This window comes from Dyella terrae, from assembly GCF_004322705.1.
In the GTDB taxonomy this organism is placed as follows: domain Bacteria; phylum Pseudomonadota; class Gammaproteobacteria; order Xanthomonadales; family Rhodanobacteraceae; genus Dyella_D; species Dyella_D terrae.
On sequence record NZ_SIZZ01000001.1, the window covers coordinates 1,754,762 to 1,774,198 of the forward strand.

Sequence of the window (19,437 nt, forward strand, 5' to 3'; positions counted from 1 at the left end):
CTACGCGCCGGACGGCCAATAGGTGTCTACGGAAGTCTGGCCGGTCCAGACCTGCCCCCGCTGACCCGGTCCCACCCTTACGCAAGACAATTGAAGGATGACTCGGATCGATGGTGAACACCGCTATCCGGCAATAGCTCCCCTCCTTAACCTTGATGGACACATAAGCCGCGTCAAGGACGCAACACATGCCAGGGAAAGCTCCCTTATCTCAATATCCTCACACCCCCAGGATTGCAGTAAATTTCGCACTTGCCGTAGCCTTAGTTACGTCACTGCAACTGCCTTCGAAAGCAAGTGCGACAAACCACATTCATGACCAGCGTGTGCCAATTGCGCTACTGCCGGACGCGCGCAAGGCCGACTTTGAAGCGCGGATTTCGCAAGACATCTCCTACCGCCTCAGCCTGCATCAACTAAGAAGCCCGCTGCCGCTACCGGCGTCTGCAATGGTTAGCCTGGATGCCGCGAGTGGACGCCTAGTCGTCGACCTTGGCACAGCAATGGGCCCATACTCACTCGAGCTGGAGCTCGAAGATCTTCAAGGCGAATTCTTGACTTCTGCCGATCAGGTGACGAAGGGAGTTGCCCAAGTGACTGGCATTCTCCTCCTCTTTGGCGGTAAGGACGCCTATTTCTACCATCCCGAAGCGTGGCGCGCCCCGCCACCATCGTTAACCCCACACTCTTCAATCAACACAAAATCATCACAGAAGATTGCAGTGACGGCCGGGCATGGCTACTACTACCACCACGGTTACAAGGACTGGCGGTTGCAGAGAGATTGGCACAATGGAATGGTCGAGGATCTAACGACTCCGAACTACGCCTTGATGGTCTCCGCGTGGCTGCAGATAAGAAGCGATGTCGGAGCCATCTACCCGCGCGGTATGTATATAGGTATTCACCAACCAAGTGGCAAACATTGGTACGAAATGGGTGCGCGCTACAACCTCGAACGAGCCTATCCAAACAATCCTGAGATATGGAACTCAAGGAAGGGATCTTCAGAGCACGATCGCGAGCAAAAGGAAGATGTTTATAGCAGACCTTTCTTCGCCAATCATATTGGCGCAGACGCCGCTATCAATCTACACACAAATGGCGATGGAGATCCCACTATCCGAGGCGCGAGAGCATTTTACCAACTTAAGGACTCGACAAGTAAAACGCTAGGAGACCGCGTTCTTTGTTATATGCGCGAACAAGTGGACACCCTGGACAAGTACCGCGACTACTTGATAGACAAAAGTGCGCGGGACTCAAACTATGCCGAGAACAGGGAGTCGAAGATGCCCTCAGTCATCGTCGAGGTCGGCTTTCATTCCAATCCCGAAGATGCAGCCGCCATGCAAGACAACGACTTTGTTGTAGCGGCAACAAGAGGCATTGCGAAGGGCTACCGAGCTTTCTCCAACGGCTGGGATTGTTCGAAGTTCGATATCGAATCCATTTCCGATGTCGTCGCCAATGAGACGGAAAGCGCTCCTGTCAGTATCGACATCACTGGTCATCCAGAAATACCTATCACGGTTGAGTTCGAACCCCTCGACTGCCCGGCGGGCTGGATAGATTGCGAAAGCACAATCCGCTACATCGTCGACCCGACAACTCCAATGGTTACGACTCTTTTCTGCGGGCGTATCCCGCAAACCGGAACGGCAATATGGAGAAGTCGTCTCAGGGACTTTGATGGGATCGTGACCGACTGGGCCACGCTTTCGCAAACTTGCATTAACTCGGACGAGAAGGTTCCGGAAGATACGTAGGGAGACGTTGCACACGGCCATCGTGTCCGTCTCCATGACAGTACTCCGCTCTCACCCTTCCGGCGTCCAGGACGTCAAACCCAGTGCCAGGGTTTGCGAGCAATGTCTCAAGTCGGGAAGTCCCTGGGTCCACCTGCGCATTTGCCGCACCTGCGGCCACGTGGGCTGCTGCGACGACTCACCGAATCGTCATGCCACGAAGCATTTCCATGCGACCAGCCATCCGATCATCGAGGGTTATGACCCGCCGGAGGGATGGGGATGGTGTTACGTGGATGAGGTGATGTTCGATCTGCGGGATCGCATGACGCCGCAGTGGGGGCCGATTCCGCGGTTTGTTTAGTACTTGCCTGAAACAAAAAAGGCGCCCCGATGGGACGCCTTTTCTTTGAAACCTAACCGAATTGGTCGGGGCGGCCGGATTCGAACCGACGACCCTTTGCCCCCCAGGCAAATGCGCTACCAGGCTGCGCTACGCCCCGACGAAACGGTGAGTTGGTAAGTCTAGCAGTTTGCCGGACTGGTGTGAATGAACGTTGCAGCGCTGCGCCATTAACGGCGCAGCAGTGCGAGGACTTCTTCCAGTTCCATGCGGACCTGCCGGACGATCTGGTGCGACATGCTGGCTTCCATGCGGGCCTGTGGGCCTTCCAGACGCGCGCGGGCGCCGGTGATGGTGAAGCCTTCGTCATACAGCAGGCCGCGGATCTGACGGATCATCAGAACGTCGTGGCGCTGGTAGTAGCGGCGATTACCCCGGCGCTTGACCGGGTTCAGGGCCGGGAATTCCTGCTCCCAATAGCGCAGGACATGCGGCTTGACGCCACACAGATCGCTGACCTCACCAATGGTGAAGTAGCGCTTGGCCGGGATGGCCGGGAGTTCGGTGTTATTCCCTTGGTCCAGCATAGCTCTCGACTCTCACCTTGAGTTTCTGGCCCGGTCGGAACGTCACCACGCGACGAGCGGAGATCGGAATCTCCTCGCCCGTCTTGGGATTGCGCCCCGGACGCTGGTTCTTTTGACGCAGATCGAAATTGCCGAAACCCGACAGCTTGACCTGCTCGCCCTTTTCCAACGCTTCGCGGACCACCTCGAAATAGGCGTCCACGAATTCTTTTGCCTCTCGCTTATTGAGGCCCACCTCGAGAAAGAGGCGCTCGGCCATCTCCGCCTTGGTCAGCGCCATGTCATCCTCGCAATCTTGCCTTGCATGCTGTCTCCAACGCAGATACTGCATCACGTACGCAGGTATCCGCGTCCTCGTCGGTAAGCGTGCGTGAAGCGTCCTGCAAAATCAAGCCCATAGCGAGACTCTTTCGGCCAATCTCGACCCCCTTTCCGCTATAGCGGTCGAACAGGCGCAGCTCCTTGAGTTTGCCACCCAGGGTGCCTCGAACGACCTGCTCAATTTGTGACCACTGCACCTCTTCCGGAAGGTCCATGGCGATGTCGCGACGGACCGACGGGAATCGGGCAACCGGCTCCGACCGGGGCAGGCGACGGGCCAGGACCGGCTCAAGGGCCAGCTCAAGCACGTGGACGTCCGGACCCAGGTCGAGGACCTTGGCCAGTTGGGGATGCAGGGCGCCGAGGAAGCCCACCGTCACGCCGTCACGCACCACGCGGGCAGCACGACCAGGGTGCAGCCAACCGGGCAGCTGGTCGGCATGGATGGACCAGCGCTGGGGCTCGCCACCCCAGGCAATCAGCGCATCCAGGTCACCCTTGAGGTCATAGAAGTCGAGCGGACGCGATGCTTCACCCCACTGCTCGGCCGACGCCGTGCCACTGGCGACGATGGCCAGGCTCGGCGTTTCGACCGGTGGGTTGCCGGCCGCGAAGACGCGCGCGACTTCGAACAGGCGCACGCGCTCCTGCTGGCGCGCGCGATTATGGCGTAGCGCCTCCATCAGGCCCGGCAGCAAGGACGGGCGCATGACAGCCAGATCAGCAGACAGCGGATTGGCCAGCGGCACCAGGTTTTCGGTGAAGCCCCAGCGAGCCAGCAGTTCGGCAGACACGAAGGACAGGTTGACCGCTTCGTAGTAGTCGCGGGCGGCCAGTTGCTCGCGCAGCGCCAGCTCGCCAATGCGCGCCTCGGCTTCGATGCCAAGGGTCAGGGCGCCGGCTGGCGTATGCGTCGGGATGTTGTCGTAACCGAAGATGCGTGCGACCTCTTCGATCAGGTCTTCTTCGCGCTCGATGTCGAAGCGACTGGTCGGCGCGGTCACCGTCCAGCCCTCACCGATTGCCTGCACCTTCATGCCCAGCGCAGTGAAGATACGCGCGACTTCGGCGTCACCCACCGTCACGCCCAGCACGCGGGCCAGACGCGCGCGGCGCAGGGTCACGGTGGCCGGCGTGGGCAGATCGGCCAGGTTTTCGGCGACAAGCACCGGACCGGCCTTGCCGCCGGCGATCGAGAGGAGCAGTTCCGTAGCGCGCTCCAGTGCACGACGCGGCAGTTCCGGGTCGACGCCTCGCTCGAAGCGATGCGATGCATCCGTATGCATGCCGAGCTTGCGCGCACGGCCCATGATGGCAGCCGGCGCGAAATGCGCGGATTCCAGGAAAACGTTCTGCGTGTCATCGGTGACGCGCGATTCGAAGCCACCCATGACGCCAGCGACGGCCAGTCCGGCCTGATCGTCGGCAATGAGGACGAAGCCCTTGTCGAGCCTGGCTTCCGAACCATCAAGCAGCTTGAGCGTTTCGCCTTCGCGAGCGTGGCGCACCACGATGTCACCGTGCAGCTTGTCGTTGTCGAAGGCATGCATCGGCTGGCCCAGCTCGAGCATCACATAGTTGGTGATGTCGACGATGGCGCTGATCGGGCGCAGCCCGGCACGGCGCAGGCGCTCTGCCAGCCACAGCGGCGTGCGGGCCCTGGCGTCGATGCCCTCGACCACGCGACCAAGGTAACGCGGAGCGTCGGCGCCAGCCTCAAGGCGAATGCCGCGACGAGCATCGCCGGTCACTGGTGCGGCAGACTGTTCGGCCACCTTCACGCGGCTGCCAAACAGGGCGGCCACGTCATGTGCCAGACCGACCAAGCCAAGACAGTCGGGCCGGTTGGGGGTGAGCTTCAACTCGAAGCTGGCATCGGGCAGACCCAGGTAATCGGCCAGCGGCATGCCGATGGGCGCATCGGCTGGCAGTTCGAGCAAACCTGAGGCATCCGCATCGATACCCAGCTCCTTGGCCGAGCACAGCATGCCGAAGGACTCGACGCCACGCAGCTTGGCTGCCTTGATGACGATACCGCCCGGCAGCGTCGCGCCGACCTTGGCCAGCGGCACACGGATGCCGACGCGCGCATTGGGCGCGCCACAGACGATCTGCAGCACTTCGCCATGGCCCGCATCGACCTTGCACACCTGCAGGCGATCGGCCTCCGGGTGCTTTTCGGCCGCGACGATTTCCGCGACGACCACGCCATCGAGGCTTTCGCCCAGTGGCGTGAGCTCTTCCACTTCAAGGCCAGCCATGGTCAGCGCATGCGCCAGTTGCGCACGGTCTGCCTTGATGTCGACCAGCTCGCGTAGCCAGTTTTCGGAGAATTTCATGGGTCTATCCGAGAATCGGGAAGGTAGGACAGTGGATCGGACGACGTAACGTTCGGAACTCAGGACAACGGACGATCAACAGGAGCCAGTTGATCGCCGCAGCCTGGCGGACGCCACGAACCTCAGGCGAATTGCTTGAGGAAACGCAGGTCGTTTTCGAAGAACGCGCGCAGGTCCGACACGCCGTAACGCAGCATGGCGAAGCGCTCCACGCCGAGGCCAAACGCAAAGCCCGTATAGCGCTCCGGATCGATGCCGCAATTGCGCAGCACGTTCGGATGTACCATGCCGCAGCCAAGCACTTCGAGCCAGCGCGTCGAGCCGTCTTCGGCATCCCAGCGGATATCCACTTCGGCCGACGGTTCGGTGAAGGGGAAGTAGCTCGGACGGAAACGCATCTCGAAATCGCGCTCGAAAAAGGCGCGAATGAATTCGGCGAGCGTGCCCTTCAGATCGGCGAAGCTCGAGGTTTCATCCACCAGCAGGCCTTCAATCTGGTGGAACATCGGCGAATGCGTCTGGTCCGAATCGCTGCGATAGACCTTGCCCGGCGCGATGATGCGAATGGGCGGCTGACGCCCCTGCATGGAGCGAATCTGCACCGGCGAGGTATGCGTGCGCAGCAGGCGGCCGTCACCGAAATAGAACGTGTCGTGCATGGCGCGCGCCGGGTGATGCGGCGGGAAGTTCAGCGCTTCGAAGTTGTGCCAGTCATCCTCGATCTCGGGGCCATCGGCACGCTGGTAGCCCAGGCGGGCGAAGATCGCGCTGATGCGCTCGAGTGCACGGGTGATCGGATGGATACCCCCGCGCTCGCCGTCACGGCCTGGCATGGTGATGTCGAGCTTTTCGGATGCCAGGCGGCGATCGAGCTCGGCCTGCTCCAGCGCCTGCTTGCGCACGGACAGGGCATCGGCAAGGCGTTCCTTGACGCGATTGACCTCGGCGCCACGGGCCTTGCGGTCGTCCGGCGACAGTGCGCCCAGGGACTTCAATGCGGCAGTGATGACACCGCTCTTGCCCAGCAAACCGACGCGCTGCGCTTCGAGCGCATCGAGCGTACCGGCTGCCTCAATGTCTGCCAGTGCCTTCGAGGCAAGGCTATCCAAATCGTCCATCGATGCGATTCCTTTGGGAGCTGGGAATCGGGAATCGGGAGTCGGGAATAGGAGAAGCGGGGAATCCCCGCACTGTTTCCCTTCCGTTCCGCTTCCCTGCCGCCGTGTGGCGGCCAAACAAAAACGGGGAGGAGGCGTTGGCCTCCTCCCCGCTTGATTTACATCATATCGCCTGGGCGCAGTGCGCCGGGACGATCAAGCGGCCAGACTGGCCTTCGCCTTTTCCGCGATGGCACCAAAAGCCTTGATGTCGTGGACGGCAATGTCGGCCAGGACCTTACGGTCGACCGTGATGCCAGCCTTCGACAGGCCATTGATCAGGCGGCTGTACGACAGACCGAACTGACGGGCAGCAGCATTGATACGCGTGATCCACAGGGCGCGGAACTGACGCTTTTTCTGCTTGCGACCGATATAGGCGTACTGACCGGCCTTGATGACGGCCTGGTTAGCAACGCGGAAGACTTTGCGACGGGCGTTGTAGTAACCCTTCGCGCGGCCAATGATCTTCTTGTGACGACGACGGGCGGTAACGCCACGCTTAACACGAGCCATGGTTCAGTCCTCCGCCTTACAAGTACGGCAACATGCGTGCCACACCCTTGGTGTCGCATGCCTTGACGTGGTTGGTAGCGCGCAGATTGCGCTTACGCTTGGTCGACTTCTTCGTCAGGATGTGCGACTTGAAGGCGTGACCGGCCTTGAACTTACCGGAAGCGGTCTTGCGAAAACGCTTCGCCGCCGCCCGGTTGGTCTTGATCTTGGGCATGGAAATGCTCCGTATCTCGGTTTCTGACTGATCTGGCGGCAGCCCGTGGGCCACGCTTTCCGTCCTGCCATGATCGGTTCACGACCCGTCCTGGTGGGTCGAACTGGAAAGTTTAGCGGGAATCGAGGGCGGGCGCCAGTGGTTGGGAACGTCTGAAGCGGGGATCCACAAGCCAACGGACATGGGCCACGCCGAAACCACCCTCTCGCCAGCCAACCCCCTGCCCGGCCTCGAAAAAGGAAACGGCGACCCCAGGCCGCCGCTCCCGTCGATCCGAACCTGAACAAGCCCCTCAGGACTTCTTCTTGGGCCCGATCATCATCACCATCTGGCGACCTTCCAGGCGGGGGAAGGACTCCACCACGCCGTTCTCGCCGATATCTTCCTGGATCTTCTTGGCCAGGTTCTGGCCGAGGTCCTGGTGCGACATCTCGCGACCGCGGAAGCGGATGGTGACCTTTACCTTGTCGCCCTCTTCGAGGAAGCGAAGCATGTTGCGGAGCTTGATCTGGTAGTCGCCCACGTCCGTAACCGGACGGAACTTCACTTCCTTGATCTCGACCTGCTTCTGCTTCTTCTTGGCCGCCTGGGCCTTCTTCTGGGCTTCGAACTTGAACTTGCCGTAGTCCATGATGCGGCAGACCGGCGGGTCACCGTTGGGCTGGATCTCGACCAGGTCGAGCCCTGCTTCCTCGGCGGCGCGGAGTGCCTCATCGCGGGTCAGAATGCCGAGCTGCTCGGAATCCGGCCCGATCACACGTACGCGCGGTACGCGGATTTCATGGTTTCGGCGATTGCCCTTGTTGTCGGTGGTAGCGATACCACAATCCTCCAGAAGATTAACGAATATGGCCGGGCGTCGACTTAGCGACGCGTCTCGGCCTCCAGGCGCTCGATGAAGGCGGCCAGCGGCATGCTGCCCAGGTCTTCACCGGTACGGGTACGGACGGAAACCGCCCCGGATTCCTTCTCGCGATCACCTACGACGAGCAGGTACGGGACTTTCTGCAACGTATGTTCGCGGATTTTATAACCGACCTTTTCATTGCGCAAATCGGCCTTAACCCGGAAACCTTTGTCTACAAGGGCTTGCGTGACCTCGCTGACATAGCCGGCCTGGGCGTCGGTAATGCTGAACACCTGGGCCTGGACCGGGGCCAGCCAGGCCGGCAGGTTGCCGGCATGGTGCTCGATCAGGATGCCGATGAAGCGCTCCATGGAGCCCACGATGGCGCGGTGGAGCATCACCGGATGGCGGCGCTGGCTGTGCTCGTCCACGTACTCGGCGCCCAGGCGCTCGGGCATCATGAAGTCGACCTGCATCGTGCCGACCTGCCAGGCCCGGCCAATGGAGTCCTTCATGTGGTACTCGATCTTGGGGCCGTAGAAGGCGCCCTCGCCCGGCAGCTCCTCCCATTGCACGCCCGCCTTGCCCAGCGCGGCACGCAAGGCATCCTCGGCGCGATCCCACACGGCGTCGCTGCCGATGCGCTTGTCAGGGCGCAAGGCGATCTTCAGGGCGATGTCGTCAAAGCCGAAGTCCGCGTACACCTGCATGGCCTGCTGGTGGAAAGCCGTAACCTCGGATTCGATCTGGTCTTCCGTGCAGAAAATGTGACCGTCGTCCTGCGTGAAGGCACGCACGCGCATGATGCCGTGCAGCGCGCCCGAGGGCTCGTTGCGGTGGCAGCCACCGAACTCGCCGTAGCGGATCGGCAGGTCGCGGTAGCTGTGCAGGCTGGTGTTGTAGATCTGCACATGGCCGGGGCAGTTCATCGGCTTGAGCGCGTAGGTACGCTTTTCCGACTCGGTGAAGAACATGTTTTCCTGGTAGTTGTCCCAGTGACCGGACTTCTTCCACAGGCTCACGTCCATGATCTGCGGACCGCGCACTTCCTGGTAACCGCTGGAGCGATACACGCCACGCACGTACTGCTCGACGGCCTGCCAGATGGCCCAGCCGTTCGGGTGCCAGAACACCATGCCCGGCGCTTCTTCCTGCTGGTGGAAGAGATCAAGCGCCTTGCCGATCTTGCGATGGTCGCGCTTTTCGGCCTCTTCCAGCTGGAGCAGGTAGGCCTTGAGATCCTTGTCGTTGAGCCACGCCGTGCCGTAGACGCGCGTCAGCATCGCGTTGTTGGAATCGCCACGCCAATAGGCGCCGGCCACCTTCATCAGCTTGAAGGCGCGGAGCTTGCTCGTGTTCGGCACATGCGGGCCGCGGCACAGGTCGGTGAACTCGCCCTGCGAATACAGCGACAGCTCCTCGTTCGAGGGAATGCTCTCGATGATTTCAGCCTTGTATTCCTCGCCGATGCCACGGAAGAACGACACCGCCTCGTCGCGCGACTTCACGCTGCGCGTCACGGGCAGTTCTTCCTTGACGATCTTGTTCATCTCGTCTTCGATCTTGACCAGGTCGTCCGGCGTGAAGGGACGCTCGTAGGCAAAGTCGTAAAAGAAGCCGTTGTCGATCACCGGGCCGATGGTGACCTGCGCGCCCGGGTACAGGCGCTGCACGGCCTGCGCCAGGAGATGCGCCGTGGAGTGACGCAGGATTTCCAGCGCCTCGGGGCTCTTGTCGGTGACGATCTGCAGGCTGGCGTCGTGGTTGATCGTGTAGCTGGCATCCACCAGCTTGCCGTCGACCTTGCCGGCCAGGGTGGCCTTGGCCAGACCGGCGCCAATGGAGGCAGCCACGTCCTGCACGGAGACGGGATGGTCGAACGGGCGTTTGCTGCCGTCGGGGAGCGTGATCTCAATCATCGCAAATCCTGATCTGCACCCATCAAAGGGGCGCTTGCTTGAAGTTTCTGGAGCGTTGCCCGCCAGATGGGGGCAAAAATAAAGAGCGCCAGGCGCCCTTTGTGTCAGCACAAGGCGTGGCGGCGTCAGCAGTGGAAAGTGGTAGTTGCCATGTCACACGCTCGGCCGGCGTCTACACGCGGGCCACCTTGTCGTCCGGTTTGGGTCACGGAACGCTAGTTTACCGCAGATCGACCTGTCAATTCAGGTTTCGGCAACCGATACAATAGCGCCCTGCCCTCCAGGACCCGCACATGCGCATTCTTGTCACCGGAACCGCCGGCTTCGTCGGCGCCGCTCTCACCGAACGCCTGCTGGCCCGCGGCGACCAGGTTTACGGCATCGACAACCACAACGACTACTACGATCCGTCGCTGAAGGAAGCCCGCCTGGCCCGGTTCCAGACCCATCCGGCCTACACCCATGTGCGCGGTGACATTGCCGATGCCGCCGTGGTCAACGCAGCATTTACCGATTTCGCGCCTCAGCGCGTGGTGAACCTGGCGGCCCAGGCCGGCGTGCGCTACTCCCTGCAAAACCCCCAGGCCTACGTGCAAAGCAATCTGGTCGGCTTCACCAACATCCTGGAGGCCTGTCGGCACCACGGCGTTGAACACCTGGTGTACGCCTCGTCGAGCTCGGTCTACGGCGCCAACCGCAAGCTGCCCTTCGCCGTGGAAGATGCGGTCGACCACCCGGTCAGCCTGTACGCCGCCAGCAAGAAGGCCAACGAACTGATGGCGCACACCTACAGCCACCTGTTCGGCCTGCCGACGACCGGACTGCGCTTCTTCACCGTCTACGGCCCCTGGGGCCGCCCGGACATGTCGCCGATGCTGTTTGCCGACCGCATCAGCCGCGGCGAACCGATTGATGTCTTCAACTACGGCAACCACAGTCGCGATTTCACTTACATCGACGACATCGTCGAGGGCGTCATCCGCACGCTCGACCATGTTGCCCAGCCTGATCCGACCTACAACCCGGAACGGCCGAACCCCGGCACGTCCAATGCGCCCTATCGGGTGTACAACATCGGCAACGACCAGCCGGTGCAGCTCCTGCATTTCATCGAGCTGATGGAAAAAAACCTGGGTCGCGAAGTCGAAAAGCGCCTTCTCCCCATGCAGCCCGGCGATGTGCCCGATACCTGGGCGGATGTGTCGGCCCTGCGCCGCGACGTGGGCTATGCACCGGGCACCAGCATCGAGGAAGGCGTGGCGAAGTTCGTCGAGTGGTACAAAAGCCGCCAGCACTAAGTCGATGAGCGACCGAGGCGCAATCGCGCCTCGGTTCTGACCGCCCTCAGAACGGCTTGGCGATCACCAGGAAGATGATCCCCAGCAGCACGAACACCGGCAGCTCATTGGCAATGCGCAAGGCACGTGCCGACGGCAACGCGCCACCCTTCGCGCTGCGCTTCACCAGTCGTCCGCTCCAGATGAAATAGGCGAGCAGGACGACGACCAGCGCCAGCTTCGCGTGCAGCCAGCCACCGGCAACGACGTTGGGCAGCGTATTGGGGAACACCTTGGGACCCAGCCACAAGGTCAGCCCGAACAGAAAGGCCATGCCGAACATGTTGTGGCCAAACTTATACAGACGCGTACCCATCAGCTCCAGCCGCGCCTTCAACGCCGGCGCGTCGCCGACTTCCGCCAGATTCACCAGGATGCGCGGCAGGTAGAAGACCGTCGCCACCCAGGCCATGACGAACAGCAAGTGAAGGCTCTTGATCCAGAGGTAGGCCATGGCAACGTTTCCAAACGGGCAATGGGATCATGTTACGACGGCAGCATTGCCGCCCGCCAATACCACGGGGTGACACAGGGTCGCGGCCATGCACGTCACGCGACTGGATGGTCCGCCTCACTACGCGGCAGACTGCAGCGCCATGCGCTGAAAGCTGAGTTCGAATGTCGTGCCGACACCCAGGTCACTCGTGACGCAAACGCTGCCACCATGCTGCTGCACCACACGCTGTACGAACGGCAAACCCAGGCCCACGCCGCCAGCCAGACCCTTTCGTCCGGCGCGATAAAAGGGCTCGAAGAGACGATCCAGATGTTCTGGTGCAATGCCCTCGCCTTGATCCACCACACGCACGACGCATTGCGCATGCCCTGACGACGTCAGTGAAATGTCGACGATGCTGCCATCGGCGGAATACTTGATGGCGTTGTCGATGACATTGACGAACGCGCGCACGAGCAAGTCGGCGCAGACCTCCGCCATCGGCTCTTCGGGCACGCATGATGGCCCCTGCAATACGATCCGGCGACGATCCGCCTCAGGCTGGCATTGATCCACGGCCTCCTCCACCAGATCCCTGAGGACAACCGGCGAAAACTGCACACGTGACATCTGCTCCGCGCGCGAAAGTGCCAGGAACTCGCTGGCGACGCGCAGGGAATAGTCAGCCTGGCGACGCAGGTCTTCCAGGAACCCAGGGTCGACGGCATCCGCCTGGCTTTCACCGTGCTCTTCGATCAACGCAAGCATCGTCGACAGTGGGCTGCGCATGTCGTGCGCCATGTGTGTCAACGCCTGCCTGCTCTGCGTCACGCCTTCCTTCACGCCGGCAATATCGACCAGGCATAGCAAGCGGCACGCAGCGTCTTCTCGTGAACTCTCAACTTCGCCCATGCAGAAGGGTGTTTCAAGCATGAGCATCTCGCGGTCACCGATCCGGATTTCCTGATGCCCTTCGCCATTGCCGTGCGCGCATCTGAGCGCGGCTTCCCACTTCATCGCGATCGGACGGGTATCGCCGTGACGGTCAGTCGACGCCATGATTCGCGCGGCATTTTCATTCCAAAGCAGCACGCGATGGTCACGGACAATCAGGACGGGATGCGGCAGATGATCGATCATGCTGATGGCCGTGCGTTGCAAGCGACGCATCGCCATGACGAGACTGCGGATCTCTCCCGCGGGTCCGCGCACCTTGCGATGCTCCTGCTCCACAGGCAGAGGCATGCCAAGAAGCGGCGGATTCGCCTGCATGTCCCGCACTTCCTGTCGCCATGCACGACGTGCGTTATGAAGATTTTCCCACGCGAAGTAAGCGTAGATCAGGGCGTAGGCAATTGGCAGAACGCCCAACCCCACCCACGAACCCATGGCCAGGGTGGCCACCGGCATGACCAGCGTCACCGCGAACCATGTCATCACGGCCAGATGCAGACGCCAGGTGGATCCGAGCGAACAGATCAGGACCAGGGTCAGAGCCATCAGAAGGTGAAGGATGACAATCGACGGACCCGACACCACCTGGACCAAGCCGCCATCGACCACAGCTTCGGCCATCAATGCTTCGACTTGCACCGGCGAAAGCCACTGCGGCCGGATCGAGGATGTTCGGAAGCTGGCCTCGTTCGAACCCGAACGCCCTACGAAAACCATCTTTCCGTCAAAGGCATCGTCGGGAACACCACCACGAATCACATCGCCCAGCGCGTATTGCGGCACGCTATCCGGCGCGGACAATGCAAGCACGGCACCCGACGCCAGTCGCTCCACGAGCTCGCGATCGGCTGGTGTCCTGAAGTCCTTCCTCGCGACGCGCATCGATTCAAGCACCGCATGCGGATGCGACGCGCCGGAGATTGCCCACGGCACGAATCCGCGAACGGCCCCAAGATGGCCCGTCACCACCTGCCGGTGCCCAGCGCCAGCCACACCCTCTTGCGGCGTGGACGCATCCCGAGCCACCCACATGGCAGGCAACGCCAGGACAATGCGCCCGTGCGCCGCGATGGCATCCGAAAGCTCGCCGATGTCGTGAGAGGGCATCACCTCGGGCTCGAGCGTTACGCTCGCCGCCCGGTCCAGCCGGCGCAACAGGTCGCTGATTGACGATGCCTGTGTTCGGTTCGCCAGCGCCCCTGCGGATGCCGGATCCACATGAACAACGGCAACATGGGACGTCCTTGAGGGCACCACCCATTCGGCCGCCGCGTCGAACAGGACGCGATCAAGCGCTCCCGTGACTGGGGAAATCCACGACTGGCTACCACACGCCACGGCGACACACACGACCGTAACGAACAGCACCCGCTTCCAGGCGTCAGCGCCCAGGCGCATAAGCATGCGTCACCCGCCCGCCAGCACCGGCACGTTGCCAAGCCATCGCTGCTGAGCAACCACAGGGGAACCTGCGAGAACCAGCTCCATGCGATAGCCATGGTTGTAGACCGTGGAGATCAGCAGTCCATTTTTGGAGCGAAGCTGGAGCAAATTGCGCAGTTTGCTTACGTACGTTGCAAGCGCCGCGTCGTGCTTTCGATCCACGCAGCTCCATATCTTCTGGATCAGCGAATCCTTCGAAAGCACCTTGCCGACCTGAGAGAAGAAAAGGCCTGCCAGTTCGGATTCACGGGCAGACAGCGAGACCGACTGACATCCCGCCGGCCCTTCGATCGTCACCGTCCGCGATGCCGGGTCATGGATATACCGCCCCACACGCGTCCTGCCTCCGGCATCGCAGCCGGGATAACACCGACGCAGATGCGCCTTCACACGCGCCACCAGCGCGGCTTCGCCGATGGGCTTCACCACATAGTCGTCCGCGCCGCTTTCCAGGCCTTCGACGATGCTTCTGTCATCGTCGTGCTGCGTAACCAGAACCATCGGGATGTTCCGCGAACAATGCGCCCGTACCCAGCGCGCGACCTCCAGGCCGCTATGTCCCGGCACGTCCCAGTCCAAAAGAAGCAAATCCACCGATTGCGTTTCCAGAAGGCGGATGAAGCCCGTACCGTCATGCCTGACGATGCATTCATGACCGGCATGACCAAGCCAGCGCGCCATGGCATGGGCCTGTTTGACGGTGTCTTCGAGAATCGCAATACGCATCGGAATAGTCCCAAGTGGCTTGGCTGGCGACGGCGCAATGTCCGTTTCCAACCATGGATGGCGAAATATCCTATGTATGCGCCATCAACATTCCCACGGGAACATTCCTAAAGTTTGAGTCTCTTCTTAGATCTCTTAGCGAAGTTCGTGAGTTCTTGCTGGCGTGTCGCAATCAGCGCAGAGATTCGTGGAAGGAGCACATGCCCGGGCTTTCATCAGGCGGCGCTCTGCAGGTGATGGCGCATTTTGTGAAGCGCGCGCCGGCTGATCTGACAAATGCGTGCGGGCGTCAGATCGAGGACTTTGGCAATCTCCGACTGGTTCAGGTCATGCTGGTAGTAGAGTCCAATGACCTGGCGCTCTCGCTCGGTCAGGATCGATAGCGCAAGGCGAACCAACTGCAAATCAGCGACGCCGTCTTCGGGCCCCTGCATCCCGTCGAGAACGTCGGTAACGATGTCGTCGATGCTGGCGAAGGTCTGGGCGTTGTCATCCTGGATCAATCGTTCATACGCCTCTGGCGTGATTTCCATGGCTACGCAGACGTCATCGCGGGTCGGCTCACGCCCCAGCCTGATCCGAAGTTCTCGCTCGACGGAGCGAAAGCGATGCACCGCCTGTCGCTTCGCCCGCGGCAACCAGTCCTGTCGACGCAGGTCGTCCAGAATGGCCCCGCGAATGCGCATGGTGGCGTAGACGCCAAAGCCGTTGTCCGGCTCCCCGTAACGCCGCAAGGCTTCGAGCAAGCCCATCAGACCGATCTGCTCCATGTCGCACCGCTCCATGGTGGCGCTGACTTGCGAGGTGAGGCCACGCACGATGCGTCGCACGAGGGGCACGTACTTGAGCATCCAGTGGCACTCTTCGTCGCGACTCAGCGTGCGGACACCCGAGGAAGGCGCCTCGTAACTCAGTTCCGCAAGATGGTCGAACGGGAGGCCGCCGGCAGCATCCGCAAAGTATTCCGTCATGTTCATTCGCCTGAAGGCCGGGTGCGCATCGCGACCACGACGGCGCTCGCCTCGTCGCCGACGCCAGCCACCGCAGCGGGGGACGTCGGATCACGCACGATCTCGTGTGCGGCGCGATAGCACGCCTTGCGCCAGGACGATTGCGCAGCGATGGCCATCGCCAGCGCGCGCAACCCGCGATCTGTCGATGAGGTGACTACCTCGAGCTTGTCATCGGTCGCGGGCGCCGTGCGGTCGGCTAAGGTCGTATGCGAAGTGCCGGGACGACTCATCGCTGATGCCCCCTGGCGCCCCGGCCAGCACGCGAACAAGTCGCTGTCGCCCGTACCTCACCGATCCACTGCGGCGCTCCGCCTGCAAAACAGACCGGATGGGCGAAAGACACGCCTTGGGCGTGGTGCGTAGTGCTGCCGCAGTAGATTGTCATGGCCATTCATCAGCGCGAGGGCGAGGCATGACATTGTCCGGACGAGCCGATGGTTCAGCCGGGATTCTCAACGGAATTTGAACCGCACGCGGAAGCGAAAGATCCGCTGGCGATGCGATCAGGATGTCGTGGCTGGCCTGATCACCGTGACATGGGGAGCGATGATTCGCCCCCGTTCCATCCGCCCGGACTCACCCTTTGGGCCGTTTCATGGCCGCCATCAAGGCGAACACGTCTGACCGATATTGCGAAAGGCTGCCGCGGTAGAGCCAAAGCAGACCGCACATCCCGTAGAGGGCAAGCGAGGCCGGGAAGTTAGCGCTTCGCATTTGCTCCAGCGCCACGGGATTCCTGGCATGCCAATAGATCGCGTAGCAACCGTCGACCGTAAACCAGGTGAAGAACGCCATCGCCGGCCAGCGCGCCCATTGGCGCTCCAGAATGACCCTCAGGCTCCACGGCGCGGTGAGGTAGGCGAGTATCGCCATGATGAAGCTGATCGGAATGTCCCAGTCCGGGGCCGGGAAATAAAAGGAGCCGGCGACGAGCAGCCCAGTTCCGACCAGAAGCGTGCAGACTTTCCAGGGACGGGTGTACTCCGTCATGGCGCCCGCAAGTACGCCCTTGATGTTTTCAAACCTCGCCATTGCCTTCCCCCTGTATGCCACTGTCACGAGCCCCCGCTCGTGGGTCGCAAGACGCCCATGTCGATCGCAAGCAAACCCATTATGGGGTTCTGAGGCGATTCGGGAAGAAGGTGTTTCCTGAGGGGCGGCATGGCGCTGCAGCCAGCATGTCGTGCCGAGCGGCCCGGACTTGGCCACGAACCCAGGGGGCGCGCATGCTGGACGCTGCGGTCGAGATTTGCTCGCGCACCCGTTCTTCATCGGCAAACAAAAAGAGGAATCCTTTCGGATTCCTCTTTTGCCCCATTGGATCAATGGGTTTCGAATTGGTGCGCGGTACAAGGATCGAACTTGTGACCCCTACCATGTCAAGGTAGTGCTCTACCGCTGAGCTAACCGCGCGGATTCACGCTGACGGGCAGCGCGAGCCGCGCAGTATACGGGGTCTGTTCTGCCGGGGCAAGCATCAGCGCGAGGCCTTTTCACGCAGCTGGTGGATCTGGTCGCGGATCTTCGCCGCTTCCTCGAATTCAAGGTTCTCGGCGTGCTTCTGCATCTGGGCTTCCAGGCGCTTGATCATGTTGGCCGCCTGGTCCGGATTCAGGTTCGAATAGTCCGCCTGCGCCTCGGCCACGGCCCTGGCCACCTTGGCACCACGGCCGCGACTGCCGCGTCCCGGAATCTCGCTGCGCGCGCCCTCCATGATGTCCGTGATCCGCCGCACCACCGACTGCGGCTCGATGCCGTGTTCCTCGTTGTAGGCGACCTGCTTCTCGCGACGGCGTGCCGTCTCGTCCATGGCGGCCTGCATCGAGCGGGTGATCTTGTCTGCATAAAGGATCGCCCTGCCCCGCACATTGCGCGCCGCGCGACCGATGGTCTGAATCAGCGAGCCGGTCGAACGCAGGAATCCTTCCTTGTCGGCATCGAGAATCGCCACGAGTGAGACTTCGGGCATGTCCAGGCCCTCTCGCAGCAGATTGATGCCCACCAGCACGTCGAACTCACCCAGACGCAGGTCGCGGATGATTTCCACGCGCTCCACCGTTTCGATATCCGAGTGCAGGTAGCGCACCTTGATGCCATGCTCGCTGAGGTACTCGGTGAGGTTTTCGGCCATGCGCTTGGTCAGCGTCGTCACCAGCACGCGATCGCCCAGGGCGACCGTCTTGTGGACTTCGCTGAGCAGGTCATCGACCTGGGTGCGCACCGGGCGCACCTCGACCTCGGGATCGATCAGGCCCGTCGGACGCACCACCAGTTCGACCACCTGGTCGCCGGATTTCTCCAGCTCATAGTTGGCGGGAGTCGCTGATACGAAGATGGTGCGAGGCGCGCGACGTTCCCACTCTTCGAAACGCAAGGGCCGGTTGTCCATCGCCGAAGGCAGGCGGAAGCCGAACTCGACAAGCGTCTCTTTGCGCGAGCGGTCGCCCTTGTACATCGCCCCGAGCTGCGGAATGGTGACGTGCGATTCGTCGACCACGAGCAGCGCATCCGCCGGAAGGTAGTCGAACAAGGTCGGCGGTGGCTCGCCGGCCTGGCGCCGCGTCAGGTGACGTGAGTAGTTTTCGATGCCCTGGCAATAGCCGACCTCCGCCATCATCTCGATATCGAAGCGCGTGCGCTGATCGAGGCGTTGCGCTTCGACGAGCTTGTTGTCCTTGTACAACTGCTCCAGGCGCTCCTTCAGCTCGACCTTCACCGTTTCGATGGCGTTGAGCACGCTCTCACGCGTGCTGGCGTAATGCGTACGCGGATAGACCGTGTAGCGCGGCACCTTGCGGATGGTTTCGCCGGTCAAGGGATCGAACAGCGACAGGTTTTCCACCTCGCCATCGAACAGCTCGATGCGCAGCGCCTCGGTTTCCGACTCGGCAGGGAAGACATCAATGATCTCGCCGCGCACGCGATACGTACCGCGACGGAGGTCCAGTTCGTTGCGCGAGTACTGCAACTCTGTCAGCTGACGGATCAGTGCGCGCTGGTCAATATGCTCGCCTCGCGCCAGGATCAGGCGCAACGACAGGTAGTCCTCCGGATCGCCCAGGCCATAGATCGCCGACACGGTGGCTACGATCAGCGAGTCCTTGCGCGACAGCAGCGCCTTGGTCGCCGCCAGTCGCATCTGCTCGATGTGGTCGTTGATCGACGCGTCCTTTTCGATGAAGGTGTCGGACGCCACCACATAGGCTTCGGGCTGGTAGTAGTCGTAGTAGCTGACGAAGTACTCCACCGCGTTATGCGGGAAGAACTCCTTGAATTCGCCGTACAACTGAGCGGCAAGGGTCTTGTTGTGCGCCATGACGATGGTCGGGCGCTGCACCTTCTCGATCACGTTGGCGATGGTGAAGGTCTTGCCCGAACCGGTTACGCCCAGCAGGGTCTGGGCCGCCAAGCCGTTCTCGAAACCCTCCGTCAGGCGTTGGATGGCCTGTGGTTGGTCGCCTGCGGGTTGGTAGGGGGAGACAAGCTGGAAGCGGTCGGTCATGGGGGGCTACATGAGGTCGCGATGGGGCATTCTAA

At 61.7% G+C, this 19,437-nt stretch carries 18 protein-coding genes and 2 tRNA genes; 3 read left to right on the top strand and 17 right to left on the bottom strand.

From position 1 onward, the window contains the following. The first annotated feature begins 188 nt into the window (after positions 1 to 188). Together EYV96_RS07855 and EYV96_RS07860 are read left to right on the top strand one after the other, a co-directional pair. Positions 189 to 1,769 carry an N-acetylmuramoyl-L-alanine amidase family protein gene (locus tag EYV96_RS07855; protein WP_131150882.1) on the top strand — a complete coding sequence of 527 codons (1,581 nt, stop codon included), beginning with the start codon at positions 189 to 191 and terminating at the stop codon, positions 1,767 to 1,769. 34 nt (positions 1,770 to 1,803) lie between these two features. After that, positions 1,804 to 2,112 carry a UBP-type zinc finger domain-containing protein gene (locus EYV96_RS07860; protein WP_131150883.1) on the top strand — a complete coding sequence of 103 codons (309 nt, stop codon included), beginning with the start codon at positions 1,804 to 1,806 and terminating at the stop codon, positions 2,110 to 2,112. A gap of 62 nt (positions 2,113 to 2,174) precedes the next feature. Here EYV96_RS07860 and EYV96_RS07865 read toward each other — a convergent pair. From EYV96_RS07865 to thrS, 9 genes are all read right to left on the bottom strand, one after another. After that, a tRNA-Pro gene (locus EYV96_RS07865) sits at positions 2,175 to 2,251 on the bottom strand. A gap of 70 nt (positions 2,252 to 2,321) precedes the next feature. Beyond that, entirely contained in the window at positions 2,322 to 2,678 is a 357-nt protein-coding gene (locus tag EYV96_RS07870) for a MerR family transcriptional regulator (RefSeq protein WP_131150884.1), read from the bottom strand. Continuing rightward, positions 2,659 to 2,958 carry an integration host factor subunit alpha gene (gene ihfA, locus EYV96_RS07875; RefSeq protein ID WP_026635111.1) on the bottom strand — a complete coding sequence of 100 codons (300 nt, stop codon included), beginning with the start codon at positions 2,956 to 2,958 and terminating at the stop codon, positions 2,659 to 2,661. The genes EYV96_RS07870 and ihfA overlap by 20 nt, the downstream gene beginning before the upstream one ends. Before the next feature lies 1 nt (position 2,959). After that, entirely contained in the window at positions 2,960 to 5,338 is a 2,379-nt protein-coding gene (pheT, locus tag EYV96_RS07880) for a phenylalanine--tRNA ligase subunit beta (protein ID WP_131150885.1), read from the bottom strand. A 122-nt stretch (positions 5,339 to 5,460) separates the two neighbouring features. Next, positions 5,461 to 6,456 carry a phenylalanine--tRNA ligase subunit alpha gene (gene pheS / locus EYV96_RS07885; protein WP_131150886.1) on the bottom strand — a complete coding sequence of 332 codons (996 nt, stop codon included), beginning with the start codon at positions 6,454 to 6,456 and terminating at the stop codon, positions 5,461 to 5,463. 195 nt (positions 6,457 to 6,651) lie between these two features. Beyond that, positions 6,652 to 7,011 (bottom strand): 50S ribosomal protein L20, encoded by a 360-nt coding sequence (gene rplT, locus EYV96_RS07890; protein ID WP_131150887.1) that lies wholly within the window; start codon positions 7,009 to 7,011, stop codon positions 6,652 to 6,654. A gap of 16 nt (positions 7,012 to 7,027) precedes the next feature. Further along, positions 7,028 to 7,225 carry a 50S ribosomal protein L35 gene (gene rpmI / locus EYV96_RS07895; RefSeq protein WP_019467379.1) on the bottom strand — a complete coding sequence of 66 codons (198 nt, stop codon included), beginning with the start codon at positions 7,223 to 7,225 and terminating at the stop codon, positions 7,028 to 7,030. 292 nt (positions 7,226 to 7,517) lie between these two features. Further along, positions 7,518 to 8,045 carry a translation initiation factor IF-3 gene (gene infC / locus EYV96_RS07900; protein ID WP_338068495.1) on the bottom strand — a complete coding sequence of 176 codons (528 nt, stop codon included), beginning with the start codon at positions 8,043 to 8,045 and terminating at the stop codon, positions 7,518 to 7,520. A gap of 44 nt (positions 8,046 to 8,089) precedes the next feature. Beyond that, entirely contained in the window at positions 8,090 to 9,991 is a 1,902-nt protein-coding gene (gene thrS, locus EYV96_RS07905; RefSeq protein ID WP_131150889.1) for a threonine--tRNA ligase, read from the bottom strand. Positions 9,992 to 10,284: 293 nt separating this feature from the next. On the opposite strand from thrS, the gene EYV96_RS07910 reads away from it, so the two are divergent. Continuing rightward, complete coding sequence (locus EYV96_RS07910; RefSeq protein WP_131150890.1) at positions 10,285 to 11,289, top strand: NAD-dependent epimerase; 1,005 nt, start codon at positions 10,285 to 10,287, stop codon at positions 11,287 to 11,289. A 46-nt stretch (positions 11,290 to 11,335) separates the two neighbouring features. Here the strand turns inward: EYV96_RS07910 and EYV96_RS07915 are convergent, their stop codons facing one another. The 8 genes from EYV96_RS07915 to uvrB form a co-directional block, all read right to left on the bottom strand. Next, positions 11,336 to 11,782, bottom strand: coding sequence for a CopD family protein (locus tag EYV96_RS07915; protein ID WP_131150891.1), 447 nt, complete (start codon positions 11,780 to 11,782; stop codon positions 11,336 to 11,338). A 120-nt stretch (positions 11,783 to 11,902) separates the two neighbouring features. Continuing rightward, positions 11,903 to 14,122, bottom strand: a complete 2,220-nt coding sequence (locus EYV96_RS07920; protein WP_131150892.1) for a sensor histidine kinase — start codon at positions 14,120 to 14,122, stop codon at positions 11,903 to 11,905. A gap of 3 nt (positions 14,123 to 14,125) precedes the next feature. Continuing rightward, positions 14,126 to 14,938: a response regulator transcription factor gene (locus EYV96_RS07925; protein WP_205746109.1), complete on the bottom strand. Its 813-nt coding sequence runs from the start codon at positions 14,936 to 14,938 to the stop codon at positions 14,126 to 14,128. A gap of 164 nt (positions 14,939 to 15,102) precedes the next feature. Next, a complete protein-coding gene (locus tag EYV96_RS07930; protein ID WP_131150893.1) occupies positions 15,103 to 15,858 on the bottom strand; it encodes a FliA/WhiG family RNA polymerase sigma factor in 756 nt (251 codons plus the stop codon). A 2-nt stretch (positions 15,859 to 15,860) separates the two neighbouring features. Continuing rightward, positions 15,861 to 16,130: a hypothetical protein gene (locus tag EYV96_RS07935; RefSeq protein ID WP_131150894.1), complete on the bottom strand. Its 270-nt coding sequence runs from the start codon at positions 16,128 to 16,130 to the stop codon at positions 15,861 to 15,863. A gap of 346 nt (positions 16,131 to 16,476) precedes the next feature. Then, a complete protein-coding gene (locus tag EYV96_RS07940) occupies positions 16,477 to 16,932 on the bottom strand; it encodes a hypothetical protein (RefSeq protein ID WP_205746110.1) in 456 nt (151 codons plus the stop codon). 306 nt (positions 16,933 to 17,238) lie between these two features. Next, positions 17,239 to 17,313: transfer RNA gene (locus EYV96_RS07945), tRNA-Val, on the bottom strand. Positions 17,314 to 17,377: 64 nt separating this feature from the next. Next, positions 17,378 to 19,402, bottom strand: a complete 2,025-nt coding sequence (gene uvrB, locus EYV96_RS07950) for an excinuclease ABC subunit UvrB (protein WP_131150895.1) — start codon at positions 19,400 to 19,402, stop codon at positions 17,378 to 17,380. Positions 19,403 to 19,437: the final 35 nt, after the last annotated feature.

Bases quoted from the DNA above. Each gene is read 5' to 3' on its own strand.
- uvrB (WP_131150895.1), bottom strand. From the start codon at position 19,402: ATGACCGACCGCTTCCAGCTTGTCTCCCCCTACCAACCCGCAGGCGAC.
- EYV96_RS07935 (WP_131150894.1), bottom strand. From the start codon at position 16,130: ATGAGTCGTCCCGGCACTTCGCATACGACCTTAGCCGACCGCACGGCG.
- ihfA (WP_026635111.1), bottom strand. From the start codon at position 2,958: ATGGCGCTGACCAAGGCGGAGATGGCCGAGCGCCTCTTTCTCGAGGTG.
- EYV96_RS07910 (WP_131150890.1), top strand. From the start codon at position 10,285: ATGCGCATTCTTGTCACCGGAACCGCCGGCTTCGTCGGCGCCGCTCTC.
- EYV96_RS07915 (WP_131150891.1), bottom strand. From the start codon at position 11,782: ATGGCCTACCTCTGGATCAAGAGCCTTCACTTGCTGTTCGTCATGGCC.
- pheT (WP_131150885.1), bottom strand. From the start codon at position 5,338: ATGAAATTCTCCGAAAACTGGCTACGCGAGCTGGTCGACATCAAGGCA.
- EYV96_RS07920 (WP_131150892.1), bottom strand. From the start codon at position 14,122: ATGCTTATGCGCCTGGGCGCTGACGCCTGGAAGCGGGTGCTGTTCGTT.
- EYV96_RS07870 (WP_131150884.1), bottom strand. From the start codon at position 2,678: ATGCTGGACCAAGGGAATAACACCGAACTCCCGGCCATCCCGGCCAAG.
- EYV96_RS07860 (WP_131150883.1), top strand. From the start codon at position 1,804: ATGACAGTACTCCGCTCTCACCCTTCCGGCGTCCAGGACGTCAAACCC.
- thrS (WP_131150889.1), bottom strand. From the start codon at position 9,991: ATGATTGAGATCACGCTCCCCGACGGCAGCAAACGCCCGTTCGACCAT.
- EYV96_RS07855 (WP_131150882.1), top strand. From the start codon at position 189: ATGCCAGGGAAAGCTCCCTTATCTCAATATCCTCACACCCCCAGGATT.
- EYV96_RS07930 (WP_131150893.1), bottom strand. From the start codon at position 15,858: ATGACGGAATACTTTGCGGATGCTGCCGGCGGCCTCCCGTTCGACCAT.
- rpmI (WP_019467379.1), bottom strand. From the start codon at position 7,225: ATGCCCAAGATCAAGACCAACCGGGCGGCGGCGAAGCGTTTTCGCAAG.
- pheS (WP_131150886.1), bottom strand. From the start codon at position 6,456: ATGGACGATTTGGATAGCCTTGCCTCGAAGGCACTGGCAGACATTGAG.
- EYV96_RS07940 (WP_205746110.1), bottom strand. From the start codon at position 16,932: ATGGCGAGGTTTGAAAACATCAAGGGCGTACTTGCGGGCGCCATGACG.
- rplT (WP_131150887.1), bottom strand. From the start codon at position 7,011: ATGGCTCGTGTTAAGCGTGGCGTTACCGCCCGTCGTCGTCACAAGAAG.